Genomic DNA, 20003 nt, shown 5'->3' on the forward strand with positions numbered 1-20003 from the left:
CTGCCGAAGGCTGCGTTCGAGTGCAAAGCGCTCGCATCTGGTCCACCAGGATTTTTCCAAGAGACTTCGCATACCGGTTTACGACTGCTTCGCAGCCGAACGCAGGCTTCGCCAGCTGCTACAAGGGCGAGGTGTGAGCCACCATGCATAACCCCTGTGCCGTGGTCCCCGTCTACAACCACGAAACCGCAATCACCACCGTGGTCGACGCGCTGATCGCCAGCAACTTGCCCTGTATTCTGGTGGACGATGCCAGCGATCAATCCTGCGCCAAGGTGCTCGATCAACTGGCGCAACGCGACAGGGTTCATCTGATCCGACTCGCCGCCAACCAAGGCAAGGGCGGCGCCGTCATGACCGGCATGCGCGAAGCCGCACGGCTGGGTTTCACCCACGTTTTGCAGGTGGACGCCGACGGTCAGCACGACCTGCAAGACGTCCCGACCTTCATCGAACAATCACGCGCCCATCCCGATGCGGTGATCTGCGGCTATCCGCAATACGACGCCAGTGTGCCGAAAGGTCGCTTGTACGCCCGTTACCTGACGCACGTGATGGTCTGGATCAACACCCTGTCGCTGCAGATTCGCGACTCCATGTGCGGCTTTCGCCTCTACCCGTTGCCCGCCACCCTGGCGCTGATCGACTCGGCGAAGATCGGCAAGCGCATGGACTTCGACTCGGACATTCTCGTGCGACTGGCCTGGCGCAACCAGCCGATGCAGTGGCTGCCCACCAACGTCCATTACCCGCTGGACGGCGTCTCGCATTTCCGCCTGTTCCACGACAATGTGCTGATTACAAGCATGCACACCCGGCTGTTCTTCGGCATGTTGCTGCGGGCTCCGGTGATCCTCTGGCGACGGTGGCGAGCATGAGCAGCAATGCCGACAAGCAACACTGGGCCGACCGCCAGGAGCGCGGCAGTTTCTGGCTGATGAAGCTCACCGCGTTCGGCGCCAAAGTCTTGGGCCGACGGCTGTTGAGCCCGTTGCTGTACGGCATCGTTTTGTACTTTTTCCTGTTCGGTCGCAGCGCTCGCCGCAGCGCCTGGCAATACCAGCAACGACTCGCCGACTGGAGCGGCCGCAGCGAACTGCGCCCGACCCATTGGCGAGTGTTCGGCCAGTTCATGGCCTTCGCCGACTCCATGCTCGACAAGCTCGATGTGTGGAACGGCAAGCTCAGCATCGAACACATCGAAATCATCGACCCGGCGCTGCTGCGCAATCAACTGCGCGGCACTCGCGGGCAGATGCTGGTGGGCGCGCACCTGGGCAACCTTGAGGTCTGCCGCGCGCTGGCTGAAATCGGTGAGAAAGTCACGATGAACGTGCTGGTGCACACCAAGCACGCCGAGCAGTTCAACCGCTTGCTCGGCGAAGCCGGGGCGACCAATTTGCGCCTGATCCAGGTCAGCGAGCTGGACGCGGTGATCATGTTGCAACTGCATGAACGCCTGGAGCGCGGCGAGTGGCTGGCGATTGCCGGCGACCGTGTGCCGCTGCACGGCGGCCGCAGCGTGACCGTGGACTTCCTCGGCCACCCCGCCGCCTTCCCGCAAGGGCCGTGGCTGCTGGCCGGCCTGCTGAAATGCCCGATCAATCTGATGATGTGCCTGAAGAAACCGTCGGGCGACTATCGACTGACCCTCGAACCGTTCACCGAAACCGTGGTATGGAAACGCAGCGACCGCGAGCAGGTCATTCATCAGTGGGCGACCCGCTACGCCGAACGCTTGGGTCACTATTGCCTCGAAGCGCCTCAACAATGGTTCAACTTTTACCCTTTCTGGAAGACCGATGACGACGCCAACGCTTGAGCCGGTAACTTTCGGCGAACTCCCTTTGCGTATCGAAGACGTGCTGGCCCTGGCCAACCGCCAAGTGCCGACGCAGTTGCAAGGCGACCCCGAGTTCCGCCAGCGCATCGCCAAGGGCCCGCAGTTCCTTGATTCCCTGCTGGACAAGGAAGGCGTGATCTATGGCGTGACCACCGGTTACGGCGACTCGTGCGTGGTCGCGGTGCCGTTGCATCACGTCGAGGCGCTGCCCCGCCATCTGTACACGTTTCATGGCTGCGGCCTGGGCAAACTGCTCGACGCCCAAGCCACCCGCGCAGTGCTGGCAGCACGTTTGCAGTCCCTGTGCCAAGGCGTGTCCGGGGTTCGCGTGGAGCTGCTGGAACGCCTGCAAGCATTCCTTGAGCACGACATCCTGCCGCTGATCCCGGAAGAAGGTTCGGTGGGCGCCAGCGGCGATCTGACGCCGTTGTCCTATGTCGCCGCGACCTTGTCCGGCGAGCGCGAAGTAATGTTTCGTGGCGAACGCCGACAAGCCGCCGACGTGCACCGCGAACTCGGCTGGGCGCCACTGGTCCTGCGTCCGAAAGAAGCCTTGGCGCTGATGAACGGCACCGCCGTGATGACCGGCATCGCTTGCCTGGCCTACGCCCGTGCCGATTACCTGCTGCAACTGGCCACGCGCATCACCGCGCTGAACGTGGTCGCGTTGCAAGGCAACCCGGAACACTTCGACGAGCGCCTGTTCGCCACCAAACCCCATCCCGGGCAGATGCAAGTCGCCGCGTGGCTGCGCAAGGACCTGGCGATCGACGCGCCGACCGCGCCGCTGCATCGCCTGCAGGATCGCTATTCCCTGCGTTGCGCGCCCCACGTCCTCGGCGTGCTGGCCGACAGCCTGAACTGGCTGCGCTCGTTCATCGAGATCGAGCTCAACAGCGCCAACGACAACCCGATCATCGACGCCGAAGCCGAACGCGTGCTGCACGGCGGGCACTTCTACGGCGGCCACATTGCGTTCGCCATGGACAGCCTGAAAACCCTGGTGGCCAACGTCGCCGACTTGCTCGACCGGCAACTCGCGTTGCTGGTGGATGAGCGCTACAACCATGGCTTGCCGAGCAATTTGTCCGGCGCCACGGCCGATCGCGCGATGCTCAACCACGGCTTCAAAGCCGTGCAGATCGGCACCAGCGCCTGGACCGCCGAAGCGCTGAAAAACACCATGCCGGCCAGCGTCTTTTCGCGCTCCACCGAGTGCCACAATCAGGACAAGGTGAGCAGGGGCCCCATCGCCGCCCGCGATGCGATCCGCGTGCTGGAGTTGACCGAACAGGTCGCCGCCGCCACGCTACTCGCCGCCAATCAAGGCGTCTGGTTGCGCAGCCAGGCCGAGGACGCACGGCCATTGCCGCCATCGCTGGCCGCCATGCATGAAGAATTGGCCAAGGACTTCCCGCCAGTCATCGAAGACCGTGCGCTGGAAGGCGAATTGCGCCTGTGCCTGCAACGCATCGCCGAGCAACACTGGAGGCTGCATGCGTAGCAAGGGAGTGCTTCACACCGATACGGAAATCCTCGTGCCGTTCTTTGACGTCGACACCATGAACGTGGTTTGGCACGGCCATTACGTCAAATACCTGGAAGTCGCCCGTTGCGCACTGCTGGACAAGATCGGCCATAACTACAGTGCCATGGTCGAGTCGGGTTATGCGTGGCCGGTGATCGACCTGCAATTGCGCTACGTGCGCGGTGCGGTGTTCGGGCAGAAGCTCAACGTGCGCGCCAATCTGGTGGAGTGGGAGAACCGTCTGAAGATCAATTACCTGATCAGCGACCTGGAAACCGGTGAACGCCTGACCCGCGCCGTTTCCGTGCAGGTCGCCGTCGACATGAGCAGCCGCGAAATGCAATTGGCCTCGCCCAAGGTCTTCACCGACGCCGTCGAAAGGATGCTCCCATGAACTGGCTGAAAACTCTCTGTAGCAGCTGTCGAGCCCGCGAGGCTGCGTTCGGCGGCGAAGCCGTCGTAAAACCTGCACACGCGGTACATCAGCAGAAACGCAGGGCGACTGCTGCGCAGCCGAACGCAGGCTTCGCCAGCTGCTACAGGGTCGTGGTGGGGTTGGTATTAGCGCTGGGGTTTACTTCGTTGGCGCAGGCGTTTGATTTGCAACAGCTGAGCGATCAACTGGCCAAGCCCGATGTGATCCACGGCAACTTCATCCAGGAAAAACACCTGCGCGCCCTGCCCCAGCCGCTGACCAGCAAGGGCACTTTCGTCCTGGCGAAAAACCACGGCCTGCTCTGGCTGTTGAAAACCCCGCTGCAACAGGATTACCGCATCAGCGCCAAAGGCATTGCCCGGCGTGATGCCAGCGGCTGGCAAATGCTCCCGGGCAAGAGCGCCGGCGCCGAGCAGAACCGCTTGTTCCTCGCCGTACTGCAAGGTGACAGCAGCGGCTTGCAACGGGATTTCGAGCTGTCCCTGAGTGGCGATGCACAGGACTGGAAACTGACCCTGATCCCGCGTTCAATGTTGCTCAAGCAGGTGTTCAACCAGATCAATATCACTGGCGGTGAACTGGTGCACAGTATCGAACTGCTGGAAACCCAGGGCGACAGCACGCTCTTGCGCATGCCAGACACTACCAGCCCCCCACCCTTGAGCGACGCGGAGCAACATGACTTTGCCGAGTGAACGCAGGCTCCCGCCGCTGTTCCTGATCCTGCTGCTGGCGGTGCTCGCGCTCGCCGGTTGGCAATGGCGTGACGGCGCCCCGCTGTCGGCCAACCTGATGGAACTGGGGCCGGGCACCGCGCCGGACGCGCTGGAACTGCGCGCCGAACAACGCATGCAAGAACCGCTGAACCGCGAAATGCTGGTGCTGGTCGGCCACAAGGATCGCTCGCAAGCCATCGCCATGGCGCAGAAACTGGGCGAGCAGTGGCAGGCCAGCGGCCTGTTCGAAAAGGTCCAGTGGAACCTGCAGGCCGACCTCCCGGCACTGCGCACGCAATTGCTCCAAGGCCGACGGGCGATGCCCTCGGCAGCGGCCCGCCAGCAGCTGATCGAGCATCCCGACGCGTTTATCCAGCAACGGGTGCAAGCGCTGGTCGATCCTTTCACCGGTTTCAGTCTGGTGCCGAGCCAGGATGACTGGCTGGGCCTGACCGGGCGTATCCAGAACAGCCAGCCGCAACACGGCTCGGTGCAACTGGACATCGGCAGCGGTGCGCTGGTCGCCGATGCCGACGGCAAGAGTTGGGTGCTGCTGCGGGCGCGCACCACCGGCAATGCCTTCGACATGAAGCTGCCGCTGCAAGTGGCCGACCTGCTCCAGCACAGCCGCGAAGATGCCGCCCAGGCGGACGTACAACTGCTGGCCGCCAGCGGTTTGCTTTATGCGGCCAACGGGCAAAAGCAAGCCACCCGGGAAATCACCTGGGTCGGCGGTGGCGCCACGTTCGGGATTTTGTTGTTGCTGTTGCTGGCCTTCCGCCGTTTGCGCGTATTGCTGGCGTTTGTACCGGTGCTGGTCGGCATGCTCTTCGGCGCGGTGGCTTGTGTGGCGCTGTTTGGCCATATGCACGTGATGACCCTGGTGCTCGGCTCCAGCCTGATCGGTGTGGCCGTCGACTACCCGCTGCATTACCTGTCCAAGAGCTGGAGCCTGAAACCCTGGCACAGTTGGCCCGCTTTGCGCCTGACCTTGCCGGGTCTGACGCTGAGCCTGATCACCAGTTGCATCGGCTACCTGGCCCTGGCCTGGACGCCGTTCCCGGCGCTGACCCAGATTGCCGTGTTCTCCGCTGCCGGCCTGCTCGGCGCCTACCTGTCCGCCGTGTGCCTGTTGCCGGCGCTGCTCAAGGGCGTGGATTTGCGCCCCGCGCAGTGGCCGCTGCGAGTGTCCGAGTTTTTGCTGGGTCTACGTGAATCGCTGCTGAAATACGCCCGCACGCCGGTGTTGCTGGCGCTGCTGATCGCCTTTTGTGTCGGTGGTCTATTGCAGCTCGAGAGCAAAAACGATATTCGCCAATGGGTCGGTGCACCGCAGCAATTGACCGATGAAGCCCAGACCATTGCACGCATCACCGGCTATCAACCCACCAGCCAGTTCTTCCTGGTGCGCGCAGCCAATCAGCAGGAACTGCTCGAACGCCAGACGGCGCTGAGCGAGCGGCTGGATCAGTTGGTCAATCTGGAAAAACTCCAGGGCTATCTGTCGCTCAATCAACTGGTCAGCCAGCCGAGCGAACAGCGCCAAGTGCGCGAAGCACTGACCAAGCTGCCGCAGTTCTGGCAGCCGCTGCTCGACGTCGGCGTGCCGGTCGAGGCGTTGAAAACCGAGTTGGCCAAGTTGCAGGCGTTGCCCACTGAAGACATCGACGCCGCGCTGGCCGGGCCTTTGGCCGAACCCCATCGCGCGCTGTGGCTGGGCCCGACCGATGACGGCGTGGCGGCGATGGTCAGCCTGCAAGGCTTGAACAACCCATCGCTGCTGCGGGTCCAGGCGCTGGATTTGCCGGGCGTGGAATTGGTCGATCGCCTGGGTGAGTTGAACTCGGTGTTCGCTGCGACTCAGATCAGTGCCGCCGAATTGAAACTCGCGTCCTGTGTGCTGATCGTGCTGGTGCTGATCCTGCCGTTCGGCCTCGGCGGCGCGCTGCGAATCGTCGCCCTGCCGCTGCTGGCGGCGTTGTGCAGCCTGGCCAGCCTCGGTTGGCTCGGGCAGCCGCTGACGCTGTTCAGCCTGTTCGGCCTGCTGCTGGTGACGGCCATCAGCGTCGATTACGCGATCCTCATGCGCGAGCAGGTCGGCGGCGCCGCCGTGAGCCTGCTGGGCACCTTGCTGGCGGCGGTGACCACTTGGCTGTCATTCGGTTTGCTGGCGGTGTCGAGCACACCGGCGGTGAGCAACTTCGGTTTGTCGGTGAGCCTGGGCCTGGCGTTCAGCTTCCTGCTGGCGCCGTGGGCCGGACAACAAGCCCATGCGCTCCCCGTCGCGGAGACGGCAGCGTGATGGTCGTGCTGTTTTGGGCAATGGCCCTGGCGCTGTTCGCGGTGGCGACCCGTGTCGGTCGTCACTTCGGCGTGATCCCGATCGTCAGCCAGTTACTGCTGGCGACCTTCGGCCTGCCGCTGCTGATGTACTTCTGGATCGAGCCAGGCTGGCACCTCAGCGGTGCCGAACTGATCGCGCCGGTGTGGCTGAAAAACCTCTACAGCCTGAGCTTTGCCTTGCTGCTGGGGCACATTCTGAGCGACGTGATCGATCTGCGACTCGACCGTCAGAGCGTGAAAATCGCCCTGCCGAGTTTCTGCGTTCCGTTTGCCTGCGGGTTGGCGACGGCGGTGTGGTTGCTGCCTGCGCAAGCGTGGATCAGCTCGCTGGCCGTCGGCCTGGTGTTCGCCATCACCGCGATCCCGGTGTTGTATCTGTATCTGCGCCACATCAGCTACCCGCCCGCCGCTACCCGGCGACTGGTGCAGACCGCCATCCTCATCGACCTGACGTGCTGGACGCTGTTCGGCTTCGCCCAGGGCAGCCTGCATGCCAGCAGCCTCCTGCTGCCGCTGGCTGGCGCCTGCCTGCCATTGCTGCTGCGCCTGTGCGGTTTACGTCAACCGTTGTTGCACAGCTGTTGCTTCTTCGCGCTGCTGGTAGTGGCGGAACCCTTCAAGCTCAATGCGCTGATTTTCGGCATCGGTTATCTGTTGTGCCTGGCCGCGCTCAAGGTGCCGCTGGTGCTACCGTGGCCGGTGGTCTGGATGAGTCATTTACCAACCTACATCGCCATCCCGCTGATCATCACGTTCGGCATCGTGCAGATCGACGTCCACAGCGCCATGGCCAGCCTCGGCTGGGTGCAATTGAGCGCACTGTTGCTGTTGCCGATTGCCAGCAAACTGCTGGGCAACTGGATTGGCCTCGGCTGGGCCGGCGCCTCGTTTGAAGGCGCCAGCCGCTGGCGGGAAAGTATCCTGCTGAATATTCGTGGCTTGAGTGAGATCGTGTTTCTCAACCTGCTGCTGCAACAACAGCTCATCAGCCCGGCGCTGTACTTTGCGCTGATGGTAATGGGCCTGATCGCGACACTGCTGCCGGCACTCGTCGGCATGCACCGAACCCCGATGAATATCGCCGTCCCGGCAAGGAGCTCACGTGCCAACAGTTGAAATGGAACGTCGCCAGGTAGTGGTGATCGGCGCGGGGCCTTCGGGCGCCATCGCCGCCGCGCTGCTCAAGCGCAAGGGGCACGACGTGCTGGTGATCGAACGCCAGCATTTTCCACGGTTTTCCATCGGTGAAAGCCTGTTGTCGCACTGCCTGGATTTCGTCGAGGAAGCGGGCATGCTCGACGCCGTCAACGCTGCCGGATTCCAGATGAAAAATGGTGCCGCGTTCGCCTGGGGCGAGCAGTACAGCGCCTTTGATTTCGGCGACACTTTCACCCACGGCAAGGCGACCACGTTCCAGGTCCAGCGCGCCGATTTCGACAAGCTGCTGGCCGATCAGGCCGCGCTGCAAGGTGTAGAAATCCGCTACGGTGAAGCCATCGTCAGCGTCGATTTCAGCCTGCCGAAACCGCAGCTTGAGGTGCTTCGCGAAGACGGCAGCCAGTACCGCGTCGAAGCCGGGTTCGTGCTGGATGCCAGCGGTTACGGCCGCGTCCTGCCGCGCTTGCTTGACCTCGAAGCACCGTCGAATTTCCCGGTGCGCCAAGCCGTGTTCACCCACGTCGAAGACCACATCGACAGCCCGACCTTCGAGCGGGAAAAAATCCTCATCACCACCCACCCGATCCACCGCGATATCTGGTTCTGGACCATCCCGTTCAGCAACGGTCGTTGCTCGGTAGGCGTGGTCGCGGCCGCCGAACACTTCGAAGGCCGCATGGACAACCTGGACGAGTGCCTGCGTGGGTTTATCGCGCAAACCCCAAGCCTGGCCGGCGTCCTGGAAAATGCCGTGTGGGATACACCGGCACGGGCCATCGGCGGTTACTCGGCCAACGTCAAAAGCCTCCACGGCCCGGGTTTTGCGCTGTTGGGCAACGCTGCGGAATTCCTTGACCCGGTGTTCTCCTCCGGCGTGACCATCGCCATGCGTTCGGCCAGCATGGCCGCCGTGGTGCTGCATCGTCAGCTGCAAGGCGAAAGCGTCGACTGGCAAACCGAGTTCGCCGAACCGCTCAAGCGCGGCGTCGACACCTTCCGTTGCTACGTCGAAGGCTGGTACGCCGGAACCTTCCAGGATGTGATTTACCACCCGGACAGCTCGCCGGACATCCGCCGCATGATCTGCTCGATCCTCGCCGGTTATGCCTGGGATCAGCGCAATCCCTTCGTCGCCGAACCCAAGCGCCGGCTGCGGATGCTCTCGGAACTGTGTGCCAGGGATGCCACATGAGTTACCTGAGCGACCACTACGTTGAAGAAACCCGTTTCGGTTTCTGGTTCCTGCGCAGCCACACCTGGCAGCACCACGTATTGCGGGTGGCGATCAACGATCTGCGCAGCCTGTTCAGCGAAACGCCGCCGAACAATCCAGTGCTGCTGGACGCCGGTTGCGGCCAGGGCAAGTCGTTCCAGTACTTGCGCCAGACCTTTGCGCCCCAGCGCCTGATCGGGCTGGACGCCGACCCGCACAGCATCGACCTGAGCGGCGAAGAAGCCGTCCGCCAGGGCATGCAGGTGGAACTGATCGGCAGCGACTGCGCGAGCATCAACGTGCCGGAGGCCAGCGTCGACCTGCTGTTCTGTCACCAGACCTTCCATCATCTGGTGGAGCAGGAACGGGCCCTGGCCGAGTTCTATCGCGTGCTCAAGCCGGGCGGCTATTTGCTGTTCGCCGAATCCACCGAGGCTTACATTGATACCTGGGTGATTCGCTGGTTGTTCCGCCATCCGATGCACATACAGAAGAGCGCTGCCGGTTACCTGGAGATGATTCGTCGCCAGGGTTTCGAATTCGGCGCGCAAAACGTGTCTTATCCGTACCTGTGGTGGAGCCGCGCCAAGGATTTCGGCCTGTTGGAACGCGTTGGTCTGCGCCAGCCAAAACCCTTTGGGCAACGGGAAGAAACGTTGGTCAATGTGGTCGCGCGCAAACCCTTGGAAGGTGTCGCGTGAGTCGCTCAGAACGCTTTACCTGTAGGAGCGAGCTTGCTCGCGAAAGCGGTGTATCAGTCAACAATTTTGTTGGATGGGCCTCCTTCGCGAGCAAGCTCGCTCCTACAGGGTGTGCGGTGGCGCTGCGATTTTTGTTGGGGGCCTGTGTCCTGCTGCTGAGCGCCTGCGCCAGCCAGGCGCCGCTGCCCGAGCAAGCCCCGAACCTGGCGCTGCCGCTGCAATTGCACATCCAGCGTCTGGTGGCTGATCAACGCCAGGATTGGGTGCTGGTGATCCAACAAGAAGGTCCCGCAATTCGCTGGTCGATGATGGACTTGCTGGGCATTCCACAGGCACGCCAGAAACTGATCGATGGAAAGTGGCGAGCTGACGGCCTGCTGCCGCCCAACCCGGAAGCGCGGGAGTTGTTCGCGGCGTTGCTGTTTGCGCTGACGCCCAAAGATGAACTGTCGGGCAACTATCCAACGGCCTGGCAGCACGGCGCACAACGCTCCCTGCCAGAACGCTGGGACGTCCGTTACTCACAACCGATGAGCTTTGAATTGAACCTGCCCAAAGGCCCGAAATACCAAGTCACGCCGCTGAGTGGGGACGCACCATGACGGCCTACCTGAACGCCCTCGGGGTGATCTGCGCCCTGGGCCGCGACCAGCAAGAAGTCGCCCGCAACCTGTTTGCCGGCGACTGCTCCGGCATGCGCAGCGAAGATGGCTGGGTGGCAGAGCGGGCGTTGCCGGTCGCGGCCGTGCGCGGCGAACTGGCGTCGATTCCCATCGCGCTGACGGAGCAAAGCACCCGCAACAATCAATTGCTGCTGGAAGCCGCCCTGCAAATTCGCCCAGACATCGACCAGGCGATCCAGACCTACGGCCGCGATCGGATCGGCATCGTCCTGGGCACCAGCACCTCGGGCATCGACGAAGCCAGTCGCGGGCTGGCTCATTACATTCGTGAGCATGAGTTCCCGGCCGATTACAACTACCAGCAACAGGAACTCGGGGCGCCGGCGAACTTCCTCGCCGACTGGCTGCAACTGAGCGGCCCGGCCTACGTGATTTCCACGGCCTGCACCTCCAGCGCCCGGGCGCTGATGAGTGCCCAGCGCCTGCTGGATCTGGGCGTGTGCGACGCGGTCCTGTGCGGTGGCGTCGACAGTTTGTGCAAGCTGACCCTCAACGGGTTTTCGGCACTGGAAGCGGTGTCCGGGCAACGCTGTAATCCGTTTTCGGTGAACCGTAACGGCATCAACATCGGCGAAGCCGCCGTGCTGTTCCTGATGAGCAAAAATGCCGGGGACAGCCAGCCGATCGCCCTGCTGGGCAGCGGCGCCAGCTCCGATGCGCACCATATTTCCGCGCCGGAACCGACCGGCCGTGGCGCCCTGCAAGCGATGCGCAAGGCCTTGAGCCGTGCCAATCTGCAACCCCGGCAGATCGGCTACCTGAACCTCCACGGCACCGCCACCCAACACAACGACGCCATGGAAAGCCTGGCGGTGGCAACGCTGTTCCCGGACGGCGTGCCGTGTTCGTCGACCAAACCGATGACCGGCCACACCCTCGGCGCAGCGGGCGCACTGGAAGCGGCGTTCTGCTGGCTGAGCCTGAGCGCAGGCAACCGCGAACATGCCCTGCCGCCCCATGTCTGGGACGGCCAGCCCGACCCCGAATTGCCAGCCTTGAAATGGGTGACCCCGGCCGATCGACTGGCGTCCATTGCACCTCGCTACCTGATGAGCCATTCCTTTGCTTTCGGTGGCAATAACGTCAGCCTGATTATCGGAGACGCACCATGATTGACTGGCCGCTCGCCGAACTGCTGCCCCACGCTGGCGACATGATCTTCATCGAGCAGATCCTGTCGTTCGACGACGAGGAGATTCACACCCGCCTCACCGTCAGGCCCGATGGCCTGTTCAACCGTCCCGACGGCAGCCTGCCGGCCTGGGTCGGCATCGAACTGATGGCCCAGAGCGTCGCCGCCTACGCCGGTTGCCACGCGCGCCAGCGGGGCGATGCGGTAGAACTGGGGTTTCTGCTCGGCACGCGCAAATTCGAATGCAACGTCGAACATTTCCCTGTCGGCACCGAGCTGACCATCCACGGCATCCGCTCCCTGGAAGACGACAATGGCATGGGCGTGTTCGAATGCCACATCAACGCCCCCGGCATCCACGCCACCGCCCGTCTGAACGTCTTTCGCCCGCCTCAGGCCGCGCAATATCTTCATGAACCCGAAGGAGTCCAGTCATGACTGAATCCGTACTGGTCACCGGTTCCAGCCGTGGCATCGGCCGCGCCATCGCGTTGCGCCTGGCCCAGGCCGGGCATGACATCGTGCTGCATTGCCGCAGCGGCCTGGCTGACGCCGAAACGGTGAAGGCCGAAATCGAGGCCTTGGGCCGCACGGCGCGCATCCTGCAATTCGACGTATCGGAGCGCGCCAGCTGCAAAGCCATACTCGAAGCCGACGTGGAAACCCACGGCGCTTATTACGGCGTGGTGCTGAACGCCGGCCTGACACGCGACGGTGCTTTTCCGGCGCTGAGCGAGGATGATTGGGACGTGGTGATGCGCACTAATCTGGACGGTTTCTACAACGTGCTGCACCCGGTGATGATGCCGATGATCCGTCGTCGCGCTGCCGGGCGAATTGTCTGTATCACCTCGGTTTCCGGGCTGATCGGCAACCGTGGCCAGGTCAATTACAGCGCGTCCAAGGCCGGTTTGATCGGTGCGGCGAAGGCGTTGGCGATCGAACTGGGCAAGCGCAAAATCACCGTCAACTGTGTCGCACCCGGCTTGATCGACACCGCGATGCTCGATGAAAACGTGCCGGTGGAAGAACTGATGAAAATGATTCCCGCACAGCGCATGGGCACTCCGGAAGAGGTGGCCAGCGCCGTGAATTTCCTGATGTCGGCGGAAGCGTCGTACATCACCCGGCAGGTTCTGGCCGTCAACGGAGGCCTGTGCTGATGAAGCGTGTCGTCGTCACCGGCATGGCCGGCATCACCTCACTGGGCAGCGATTGGGAAACCATCGCCGGCAACTTCGCGGCCAACCGCAGCGGCATCCGCCGGATGGACGAGTGGGATCGTTTTACCGAGCTCAACACGCGCCTGGCCGGGCCGATCGACGACTTCAAGGTGCCGAGCCACTGGACCCGCAAGCAATTGCGCAGCATGGGCCGGGTCTCGCGACTGGCGGTCTACGCGGCGGAAAAGGCCTTGGCCGATGCCGGGTTGTTGGGCAACGAATTGATCAAGGACGGGCGCATGGGCGTCTCCTGTGGTTCGTCCACCGGCAGCACCGACGAGATCAAGGCATTCGGCAACATGCTGCTCAATTCAGTGGCCGAGGGCCTGAACGCCAACTCTTACGTACGAATGATGCCGCACACCACGGCTGCGAACATCAGCATCTTCTTCGGCCTCACCGGCCGGTTGATCCCGACCTCCAGCGCCTGCACCAGCGGCAGCCAGGGCATCGGTTACGCCTACGAGTCGATCAAGTTCGGACGCCTGCCGCTGATGCTCGCCGGCGGCGCCGAAGAGCTGTGCCCGACCGAAGCGATGGTCTTCGATGCGCTCTACGCCACCAGCCTGAAAAACGATGCCCCGCAGACGTCTCCACGCCCTTACGACAGCGGTCGTGATGGCTTGGTGATCGGTGAAGGCGGCGGCATCCTGGTGCTCGAAGAACTCGAACATGCACTGGCTCGCGGCGCGCACATTCATGCCGAGCTGGTCGGGTTCGGCAGCAACGCCGACGGCCAGCACGCCACCCGCCCAGAGCAGGCCACCATGCGCCGGGCCATGGAGCTAGCGCTGGAAGACGCCGGCTTACAGCCTTCGGACATTGGCTACGTGAACGGTCACGGCACGGCGACAGAACAGGGCGACATCGCCGAAACACTGGCCACCAGCAGCCTGTTCGGCGAACACATGCCGATCAGCTCGCAGAAAAGCTTCCTCGGCCACACCCTCGGCGCCTGCGGTGCACTGGAATCCTGGTTCAGCATCGAAATGCTCAACCGCGACCTGTACGCGCACACCTTGAACCTCGACGATATCGACCCGAACTGCGGCAAGCTCGACTACCTGCGCGGCGAGTTCCGGCAGATGAGCAACCAGTACGTGATGAACAATAACTTTGCGTTTGGCGGGGTTAATACGTCGCTGATTTTCAAGCGCTGGGCGTAGGGCAGAAACGACAAAGGGCGCCTTTCGGCGCCCCTTCACAAACAGGTCGGCTTGTCATCGCCCTGTACCTGTCTGGCTCTGCGATGGCTGGTTGCCCAGGATCCTCAGAGTCTCACAAGCCCCTTTCGGGAACGTGAGCAGTATTGCCCAAAATCGATTCGTGAACAACAGGTGGCATCGCGCCTGTCCGTGCCAAATTCAGCAACGATCACAAACCCAGCGCCCTGCGCACCGCGGCTTTAATTGCGTGAAACTCATCTGTTTCAAGTTGTGAAATGAGGTAAACGCGCTTTCCTTGGCGATCCCGACTCTTAATCCGATCAAGCCTGGAGAGGCTTACGGTCGCGACCATATCGCATTTTGCCCAACAGATCGGGCTCGCCCCTTGCAAATGACTTGGTAGCTGCAGATGGTGTTCAAGCACGCGATCAGGAGCAGTCGTGCTCAACGGAACAACTGTGACCAGGAAACTGTTGGTCCTGTGCTTTCGTATTACGACAACTGGCCTGACCTTGATCATCTCTGGGACTTCATAGCCTCTGAAGTCGCAAATCAGCACACTGCCTTCCTTAGGTTGATAGAGAAGTGGCATCCGTGGCACTCGCTGAAAGAAACCGATTCTGCGCAAAAATCGGATAAATCACTAAGCGTGATCCGTTACTTGAAATGTCCCGAGTGCGATGACTTTTTACGATTCCACTGCCTAAACCTTCCTAGTCAACAACTCCACAAACGCCTTCGCCATCGGCGACTTCTGATCCTTGCGCTGCACCAGCCATACAGCTGAAACCGCCCCAGGATCGAGCAAAGGTCGATACACAACACCCTCGATGCGCATCCGCTGATACGACGCCGGCAGCACCGATACGCCAAGCCCCGCCGCTACCAACCCGATGATGGTCATCGCCTCGCCAGCTTCTTGGGCGAAGTGCGGGCTGAAGCCGGCGTCGCGGGCCAGGCTGAGCAACTGGGCGTACAGACCACTGCCGTAGCTGCGTGGGAAAAATACGAAAGGTTCGAGGGCCAGGGCTGACAGGAACAAACCCTCTTCACTGTCGGTGACTAACGGATGCTTGGAACTGAGCACGGCCACCAGCGGCTCACGCATCAATTCCACGACGTTAAGGGAATCCGGCAAACCCAGCGGTCGCATGATCCCGACTTCGATCGACTCATCCACCAGCGCATCCGCCACTTGGGTACTGCTCATCTCCCGCAGGTTCAGGTGCACCGCCGGAAAGCGCTGGCGAAACGAAAAAATTGCCTGAGGAATGGTCGAGTTGAACGGCGCCGACGAGGTGAAGCCAATCTTCAGTTCGCCCAATTCGCCCAGTTGCGCCCGCCGCGCCACGTCCGCCGCTTTATCGACCTGCGCCAGCACCAACCGTGCCTCTTGCAGAAACAGCCGACCGGCCTCGCTCAGCTCGACCCGACGATTGGTCCGCTCGAACAACCGCGCGCCAACCTCCTGCTCCAGCGCCTGAATTTGCTGGCTCAGCGGTGGCTGCGAGATGCCCAGCACTTGTGCGGCGCGGCCGAAATGCAGTTCTTCGGCGACGGCGATGAAGTAGCGCAGGTGACGCAATTCCATGAAAACTCCATTAGGTCGTAAAACCTATCAAACAGGTCGAACAATATATTGGATTGAATCATTAGGCAGCTATATGCTTTTTTCATTGCCTGACTGGCTGCGCCCCTCCGAGGTCTGAAGTGAAAACTGCTGTCGCCCCACTCGCCCATGAAGTTCCACCCGCCGCAGTGGACGATGTCATGTCCGAATTCAAAGAGATCTTCATCGAAAAAGGCACGCCAGCATTCATGCGCACGGTGCTGGCGCTGTTCTCCGGCGGCTTCGCGACGTTCGCCCTGCTGTATTGCGTACAGCCGATGATGCCGCTGCTCTCCCACGAATACTCGATCAACGCGGCCCAGAGCAGCCTGATCCTGTCGGTGGCCACCGGCATGCTCGCTATCGGCCTGCTGATCACCGGCCCGATCTCTGATCGCGTCGGGCGTAAACCGGTGATGGTCACGGCGTTGTTCGCCGCAGCGCTGTGCACCATCGCCAGTTCAATGATGCCGAGCTGGCACGGTGTGTTGCTGATGCGTGCGCTGATCGGGTTGTCGTTGAGCGGCCTGGCGGCGGTGGCCATGACTTACCTGAGCGAAGAGATCCACCCGCAGCACATCGGCCTGGCCATGGGCCTGTACATCGGTGGCAACGCGATTGGCGGGATGTGCGGACGCTTGATTACCGGCGTGCTGATCGACTTCGTCAGCTGGCACACGGCGATGCTGGTGATCGGCGGGCTGGCGCTGATGGCGGCAGCGGTGTTCTGGAAAATCCTCCCCGAGTCGCGCAACTTCCGCGCCCGCTCGCTGCACCCGCGCAGCCTGCTCGACGGTTTCACCATGCACTTTCGCGATGCCGGCCTGCCGCTGTTGTTCCTCGAAGCCTTTGTGCTGATGGGCGCGTTCGTTACCCTGTTCAACTACATCGGCTATCGCTTGCTGGCCGAGCCGTACCACATGGACCAGGCCTTCGTCGGGCTGCTGTCGGTGGTGTACCTGTCGGGTATCTACAGCTCGGCAAAAATCGGCGCCCTGGCGGATAAACTTGGGCGGCGCAAAGTGCTCTGGAGCACCATCGTGCTGATGATCGCCGGCCTCGCGTTGACGATGTTCACGCCGGTGTCGGTGGTGATCATCGGCATGCTGATTTTCACCTTCGGCTTCTTCGGCGCGCATTCGGTGGCGAGCAGCTGGATCGGCCGCCGCGCCCTCAAGGCAAAGGGGCAGGCGTCGTCGCTTTACCTGTTCAGCTATTACGCCGGGTCGAGCATTGCCGGCACGGCCGGGGGCGTGTTCTGGCATCTGGGCGGATGGAACGGGATCGGGTTGTTTATTGGCGGGCTGCTGGTGGTGGCGTTGCTGGTGGCGTTGAAACTGGCGAAGCTGCCGCCATTAGGCAATGTGAAGGCCTGACAAAAAAACCTGTGGGAGCGGGCTTGCCCGCGATAGCGATGGTCGATCCAACACATGAGTTGGATGGGATGACGCCATCGCGGGCAAGCCCGCTCCCACAATGAGCCGCATCCAACCTCACCTTATCTGACCCACACAAAAACGCCCGGCATTAACCGGGCGTTTTTTATTGGGTCACGGTCACTCGTGATACTGCGCCGACAACTCGTGCACCGCGCGCAGGAACGCGCCCGCGTGTTCCGGATTGACCTCCGGGGTGATGCCATGCCCGAGGTTGAACACGTGGCCGCTGCCCTTGCCGTAGCTGGCGAGGATGCGCCCGACTTCGGTGCGAATGGCTGCTGGTTTGGCATAGAGCACGGTCGGGTCCATGTTGCCTTGCAGCGCAACTTTGCCGCCGACGCGATCACGGGCGCTGCCAATGTCGCAGGTCCAGTCCAGGCCAAGCGCATCTGCGCCAGCATCGGCAATGCTTTCCAGCCACAGCCCGCCGCCCTTGGTGAACAGGATGACCGGCACCTTGCGGCCTTCGTGTTCGCGGATCAGGCCGCTGACGATCTTGCGCATGTAGGCCAGGGAGAACTCTTGGTAAGCCGCCGCCGAGAGGTGGCCGCCCCAGCTATCGAAGATCTGCACCGCTTGGGCGCCGGCCATGATCTGGCCGTTGAGGTAGCTGGTTACTGACTGAGCCAGCTTGTCCAGCAACAAGTGCAAGGCTTGCGGATTGTCGTAGAGCATGGTTTTGGTCTTGCGGTAGTCTTTCGACGAGCCGCCTTCAACCATGTAGGTGGCCAGGGTCCACGGGCTGCCGGAGAAGCCGATCAGCGGCACGCGACCGTTGAGTTCGCGGCGGATAGTGCTGACGGCGTCCATGACGTAGCCGAGGTCTTTGTGCGGGTCAGGAATCGGCAGGGCTTCGATGTCGGCCAGGGTGCTGACGACTTTCTTGAAGCGCGGACCTTCACCGGTCTCGAAGTACAGGCCTTGGCCCATGGCATCGGGAATAGTGAGGATATCGGAGAAGAGGATCGCCGCGTCCAGTTGTGGATAACGGTCGAGCGGCTGCAGAGTGACTTCGCAAGCGAACTCCGGGTTCATGCACAGGCTCATGAAGTCGCCGGCCTTGGCACGGCTGGCGCGGTACTCAGGCAGGTAGCGACCGGCCTGACGCATCATCCACACGGGCGTGACGTCTACGGGTTGCTTGAGCAGGGCACGAAGGAAACGGTCGTTCTTCAGGGCAGTCATGTCGGCATCCGGAAAAAAAGTGCGGGCATTTTCTCAGAGCGCGACGCAAAAGGCACGGTTGCAGGTCAGCCTTTTGTCTATCGGGTCAATTTGTCGCGGTCGCAGGCGCTAAATCTGTGTTGTTTCGACCGGCCTCTTCGCCGGCAAGTCGGCTCCTACAGGTCATGCGCAATCCTGTAGGAGCTGGCTTGCCAGCGAAGCTTTCGATCAGACGCCCAGGTAATCCAGGATCCCTTCGGCGGCGTTGCGGCCTTCGAAGATTGCCGTTACCACCAGGTCGGAACCGCGAACCATGTCGCCACCGGCGAAGATTTTCGGGTTGCTGGTCTGGTGCTTGTACTGACCTTGTTCCGGCGCCACGACGCGGCCCTGGCTGTCGGTCTGGATGCTGTGCTGTTCGAACCACGACGCCGGGCTTGGACGGAAACCGAAGGCGATGACCACGGCGTCAGCCGGGATGATCTCTTCGGAGCCTGGGATCGGCTCAGGGCTGCGACGGCCACGGGCGTCCGGTTCGCCGAGACGGGTCTCGACCACTTTCACGCCCTCGACGCGGTCTTCACCGACGATGGCGATCGGCTGGCGGTTGTAGAGGAATTTCACGCCTTCTTCCTTGGCGTTCTTCACCTCTTTACGTGAGCCCGGCATGTTCGCTTCGTCGCGACGATAGGCACAGGTCACCGACTTGGCGCCCTGGCGAATCGACGTACGGTTACAGTCCATCGCCGTGTCGCCGCCGCCCAATACCACAACCTTCTTGCCTTTCATGTCGACGAAATCTTCCGGCGACTTTTCAAAGCCCAGGTTGCGGTTGACGTTGGCGATCAGGAAGTCGAGCGCGTCATGCACGCCCGGCAGGTCCTCACCGGCAAAGCCGCCCTTCATGTAGGTGTAGGTGCCCATGCCCATGAACACGGCATCGTACTCTTCGAGCAGTTGCTCGACGGTCACGTCCTTGCCCACTTCGGTGTTCAGGCGGAACTCGATGCCCATGCCGGTGAAGACTTCGCGACGATTGCTCAGCACGGTCTTTTCCAGCTTGAACTCAGGAATACCGAAGGTCAGCAGACCGCCGATTTCCGGGTTCTTGTCGAACACCACCGGGGTCACGCCGCCGCGTACCAGCACGTCGGCACAGCCCAGACCAGCCGGGCCTGCGCCGATGATTGCAACACGCTTGCCGGTCGGCTTGACCTTGGACATGTCCGGGCGCCAGCCCATGGCGAACGCGGTGTCGGTGATGTACTTCTCGACCGAACCGATGGTCACCGCGCCGAAGCCGTCGTTGAGGGTGCAGGCACCCTCGCACAGACGATCCTGCGGGCACACCCGGCCGCAGACTTCCGGCAAGGTGTTGGTCTGGTGCGACAGCTCGGCGGCCTGGAGGATGTTGCCCTCGGCCCCCAGCTTCAGCCAGTTCGGAATGAAGTTGTGCACCGGGCACTTCCATTCGCAATACGGGTTACCGCAACCCAGGCAGCGGTGGGCCTGATCGGCCGAGTGCTGGGGTTTGAAGGGTTCGTAGATTTCCACGAACTCTTTCTTGCGTTGACGCAACAGTTTCTTCTTCGGATCCTTGCGCCCGACCTCGATGAACTGGAAGTCATTATTCAGACGTTCAGCCATTG

19 protein-coding genes are annotated in these 20003 nt (G+C 62.1%); 15 read left to right on the plus strand and 4 right to left on the minus strand.

From position 1 onward, the window contains the following. Nucleotides 1-143 precede the first annotated feature (143 nt). The 14 genes from AEQ67_RS33110 to AEQ67_RS33175 all read left to right on the plus strand — a co-directional run bounded on the left by AEQ67_RS33110 (nucleotide 144) and on the right by AEQ67_RS33175 (nucleotide 14142). Nucleotides 144-878, plus strand: coding sequence for a glycosyltransferase family 2 protein (locus AEQ67_RS33110; RefSeq protein ID WP_059408128.1), 735 nt, complete (start codon nucleotides 144-146; stop codon nucleotides 876-878). Next, a complete protein-coding gene (locus AEQ67_RS33115; RefSeq protein ID WP_059408130.1) occupies nucleotides 875-1822 on the plus strand; it encodes an LpxL/LpxP family acyltransferase in 948 nt (315 codons plus the stop codon). Before AEQ67_RS33110 ends, AEQ67_RS33115 begins: the two co-directional genes overlap by 4 nt. After that, nucleotides 1803-3347 carry an HAL/PAL/TAL family ammonia-lyase gene (locus tag AEQ67_RS33120; RefSeq protein ID WP_059408132.1) on the plus strand — a complete coding sequence of 515 codons (1545 nt, stop codon included), beginning with the start codon at nucleotides 1803-1805 and terminating at the stop codon, nucleotides 3345-3347. Before AEQ67_RS33115 ends, AEQ67_RS33120 begins: the two co-directional genes overlap by 20 nt. After that, nucleotides 3340-3765, plus strand: coding sequence for an acyl-CoA thioesterase (locus tag AEQ67_RS33125; RefSeq protein ID WP_059408133.1), 426 nt, complete (start codon nucleotides 3340-3342; stop codon nucleotides 3763-3765). Before AEQ67_RS33120 ends, AEQ67_RS33125 begins: the two co-directional genes overlap by 8 nt. Continuing rightward, entirely contained in the window at nucleotides 3762-4502 is a 741-nt protein-coding gene (locus AEQ67_RS33130) for an outer membrane lipoprotein carrier protein LolA (RefSeq protein ID WP_236710440.1), read from the plus strand. Before AEQ67_RS33125 ends, AEQ67_RS33130 begins: the two co-directional genes overlap by 4 nt. Beyond that, entirely contained in the window at nucleotides 4486-6825 is a 2340-nt protein-coding gene (locus AEQ67_RS33135; RefSeq protein ID WP_059408135.1) for an MMPL family transporter, read from the plus strand. Before AEQ67_RS33130 ends, AEQ67_RS33135 begins: the two co-directional genes overlap by 17 nt. Beyond that, nucleotides 6825-7982: a hypothetical protein gene (locus AEQ67_RS33140; protein WP_059408137.1), complete on the plus strand. Its 1158-nt coding sequence runs from the start codon at nucleotides 6825-6827 to the stop codon at nucleotides 7980-7982. Before AEQ67_RS33135 ends, AEQ67_RS33140 begins: the two co-directional genes overlap by 1 nt. After that, nucleotides 7969-9216, plus strand: coding sequence for an NAD(P)/FAD-dependent oxidoreductase (locus AEQ67_RS33145; RefSeq protein WP_059408138.1), 1248 nt, complete (start codon nucleotides 7969-7971; stop codon nucleotides 9214-9216). Before AEQ67_RS33140 ends, AEQ67_RS33145 begins: the two co-directional genes overlap by 14 nt. Beyond that, complete coding sequence (locus tag AEQ67_RS33150) at nucleotides 9213-9938, plus strand: class I SAM-dependent methyltransferase (protein ID WP_059408140.1); 726 nt, start codon at nucleotides 9213-9215, stop codon at nucleotides 9936-9938. Before AEQ67_RS33145 ends, AEQ67_RS33150 begins: the two co-directional genes overlap by 4 nt. Before the next feature lie 116 nt (nucleotides 9939-10054). Continuing rightward, entirely contained in the window at nucleotides 10055-10540 is a 486-nt protein-coding gene (locus AEQ67_RS33155; RefSeq protein WP_330219468.1) for a hypothetical protein, read from the plus strand. Next, on the plus strand, nucleotides 10537-11733 hold the full coding sequence (locus AEQ67_RS33160) for a beta-ketoacyl-[acyl-carrier-protein] synthase family protein (RefSeq protein ID WP_059408142.1): 1197 nt from the start codon (nucleotides 10537-10539) through the stop codon (nucleotides 11731-11733). Before AEQ67_RS33155 ends, AEQ67_RS33160 begins: the two co-directional genes overlap by 4 nt. Further along, nucleotides 11730-12191: a hotdog family protein gene (locus tag AEQ67_RS33165; RefSeq protein ID WP_059408144.1), complete on the plus strand. Its 462-nt coding sequence runs from the start codon at nucleotides 11730-11732 to the stop codon at nucleotides 12189-12191. Before AEQ67_RS33160 ends, AEQ67_RS33165 begins: the two co-directional genes overlap by 4 nt. Further along, nucleotides 12188-12916 carry a 3-oxoacyl-ACP reductase FabG gene (fabG, locus tag AEQ67_RS33170; protein WP_059408146.1) on the plus strand — a complete coding sequence of 243 codons (729 nt, stop codon included), beginning with the start codon at nucleotides 12188-12190 and terminating at the stop codon, nucleotides 12914-12916. The genes AEQ67_RS33165 and fabG overlap by 4 nt, the downstream gene beginning before the upstream one ends. Next, nucleotides 12916-14142, plus strand: a complete 1227-nt coding sequence (locus AEQ67_RS33175) for a beta-ketoacyl-ACP synthase (protein ID WP_059408149.1) — start codon at nucleotides 12916-12918, stop codon at nucleotides 14140-14142. Before fabG ends, AEQ67_RS33175 begins: the two co-directional genes overlap by 1 nt. 208 nt (nucleotides 14143-14350) lie before the next feature. On the opposite strand, the gene AEQ67_RS33180 is transcribed toward AEQ67_RS33175, so the two are convergent. Further along, nucleotides 14351-14734, minus strand: a complete 384-nt coding sequence (locus AEQ67_RS33180; protein ID WP_059408151.1) for a type II toxin-antitoxin system PemK/MazF family toxin — start codon at nucleotides 14732-14734, stop codon at nucleotides 14351-14353. A 111-nt stretch (nucleotides 14735-14845) separates the two neighbouring features. Then, nucleotides 14846-15733: a LysR family transcriptional regulator gene (locus tag AEQ67_RS33185; RefSeq protein ID WP_059408153.1), complete on the minus strand. Its 888-nt coding sequence runs from the start codon at nucleotides 15731-15733 to the stop codon at nucleotides 14846-14848. Between the two features lie 179 nt (nucleotides 15734-15912). On the opposite strand from AEQ67_RS33185, the gene AEQ67_RS33190 reads away from it, so the two are divergent. Beyond that, entirely contained in the window at nucleotides 15913-17127 is a 1215-nt protein-coding gene (locus tag AEQ67_RS33190; RefSeq protein WP_442965690.1) for an MFS transporter, read from the plus strand. Between the two features lie 180 nt (nucleotides 17128-17307). On the opposite strand, the gene hemE is transcribed toward AEQ67_RS33190, so the two are convergent. After that, nucleotides 17308-18375, minus strand: coding sequence for a uroporphyrinogen decarboxylase (gene hemE / locus AEQ67_RS33195; protein ID WP_059408157.1), 1068 nt, complete (start codon nucleotides 18373-18375; stop codon nucleotides 17308-17310). Nucleotides 18376-18582: 207 nt separating this feature from the next. Then, a complete protein-coding gene (locus tag AEQ67_RS33200) occupies nucleotides 18583-20001 on the minus strand; it encodes an FAD-dependent oxidoreductase (protein WP_059408159.1) in 1419 nt (472 codons plus the stop codon). Between the last annotated feature and the right edge of the window lie 2 nt (nucleotides 20002-20003).

Source organism: Pseudomonas sp. RIT-PI-q (assembly GCF_001297125.1).
Lineage (GTDB): Bacteria > Pseudomonadota > Gammaproteobacteria > Pseudomonadales > Pseudomonadaceae > Aquipseudomonas.

What these genes read in the sequence shown, in the direction of transcription:
- AEQ67_RS33110 (WP_059408128.1), top strand. Translation starts at nt 144, where the DNA reads ATGCATAACCCCTGTGCCGTGGTCCCCGTCTACAACCACGAAACCGCA.
- AEQ67_RS33115 (WP_059408130.1), top strand. Translation starts at nt 875, where the DNA reads ATGAGCAGCAATGCCGACAAGCAACACTGGGCCGACCGCCAGGAGCGC.
- AEQ67_RS33120 (WP_059408132.1), top strand. Translation starts at nt 1,803, where the DNA reads ATGACGACGCCAACGCTTGAGCCGGTAACTTTCGGCGAACTCCCTTTG.
- AEQ67_RS33125 (WP_059408133.1), top strand. Translation starts at nt 3,340, where the DNA reads ATGCGTAGCAAGGGAGTGCTTCACACCGATACGGAAATCCTCGTGCCG.
- AEQ67_RS33130 (WP_236710440.1), top strand. Translation starts at nt 3,762, where the DNA reads ATGAACTGGCTGAAAACTCTCTGTAGCAGCTGTCGAGCCCGCGAGGCT.
- AEQ67_RS33135 (WP_059408135.1), top strand. Translation starts at nt 4,486, where the DNA reads ATGACTTTGCCGAGTGAACGCAGGCTCCCGCCGCTGTTCCTGATCCTG.
- AEQ67_RS33140 (WP_059408137.1), top strand. Translation starts at nt 6,825, where the DNA reads ATGGTCGTGCTGTTTTGGGCAATGGCCCTGGCGCTGTTCGCGGTGGCG.
- AEQ67_RS33150 (WP_059408140.1), top strand. Translation starts at nt 9,213, where the DNA reads ATGAGTTACCTGAGCGACCACTACGTTGAAGAAACCCGTTTCGGTTTC.
- AEQ67_RS33160 (WP_059408142.1), top strand. Translation starts at nt 10,537, where the DNA reads ATGACGGCCTACCTGAACGCCCTCGGGGTGATCTGCGCCCTGGGCCGC.
- AEQ67_RS33165 (WP_059408144.1), top strand. Translation starts at nt 11,730, where the DNA reads ATGATTGACTGGCCGCTCGCCGAACTGCTGCCCCACGCTGGCGACATG.
- fabG (WP_059408146.1), top strand. Translation starts at nt 12,188, where the DNA reads ATGACTGAATCCGTACTGGTCACCGGTTCCAGCCGTGGCATCGGCCGC.
- AEQ67_RS33175 (WP_059408149.1), top strand. Translation starts at nt 12,916, where the DNA reads ATGAAGCGTGTCGTCGTCACCGGCATGGCCGGCATCACCTCACTGGGC.
- AEQ67_RS33180 (WP_059408151.1), bottom strand. Translation starts at nt 14,734, where the DNA reads ATGCCACTTCTCTATCAACCTAAGGAAGGCAGTGTGCTGATTTGCGAC.
- AEQ67_RS33185 (WP_059408153.1), bottom strand. Translation starts at nt 15,733, where the DNA reads ATGGAATTGCGTCACCTGCGCTACTTCATCGCCGTCGCCGAAGAACTG.
- AEQ67_RS33190 (WP_442965690.1), top strand. Translation starts at nt 15,913, where the DNA reads ATGTCCGAATTCAAAGAGATCTTCATCGAAAAAGGCACGCCAGCATTC.
- hemE (WP_059408157.1), bottom strand. Translation starts at nt 18,375, where the DNA reads ATGACTGCCCTGAAGAACGACCGTTTCCTTCGTGCCCTGCTCAAGCAA.
- AEQ67_RS33200 (WP_059408159.1), bottom strand. Translation starts at nt 20,001, where the DNA reads ATGGCTGAACGTCTGAATAATGACTTCCAGTTCATCGAGGTCGGGCGC.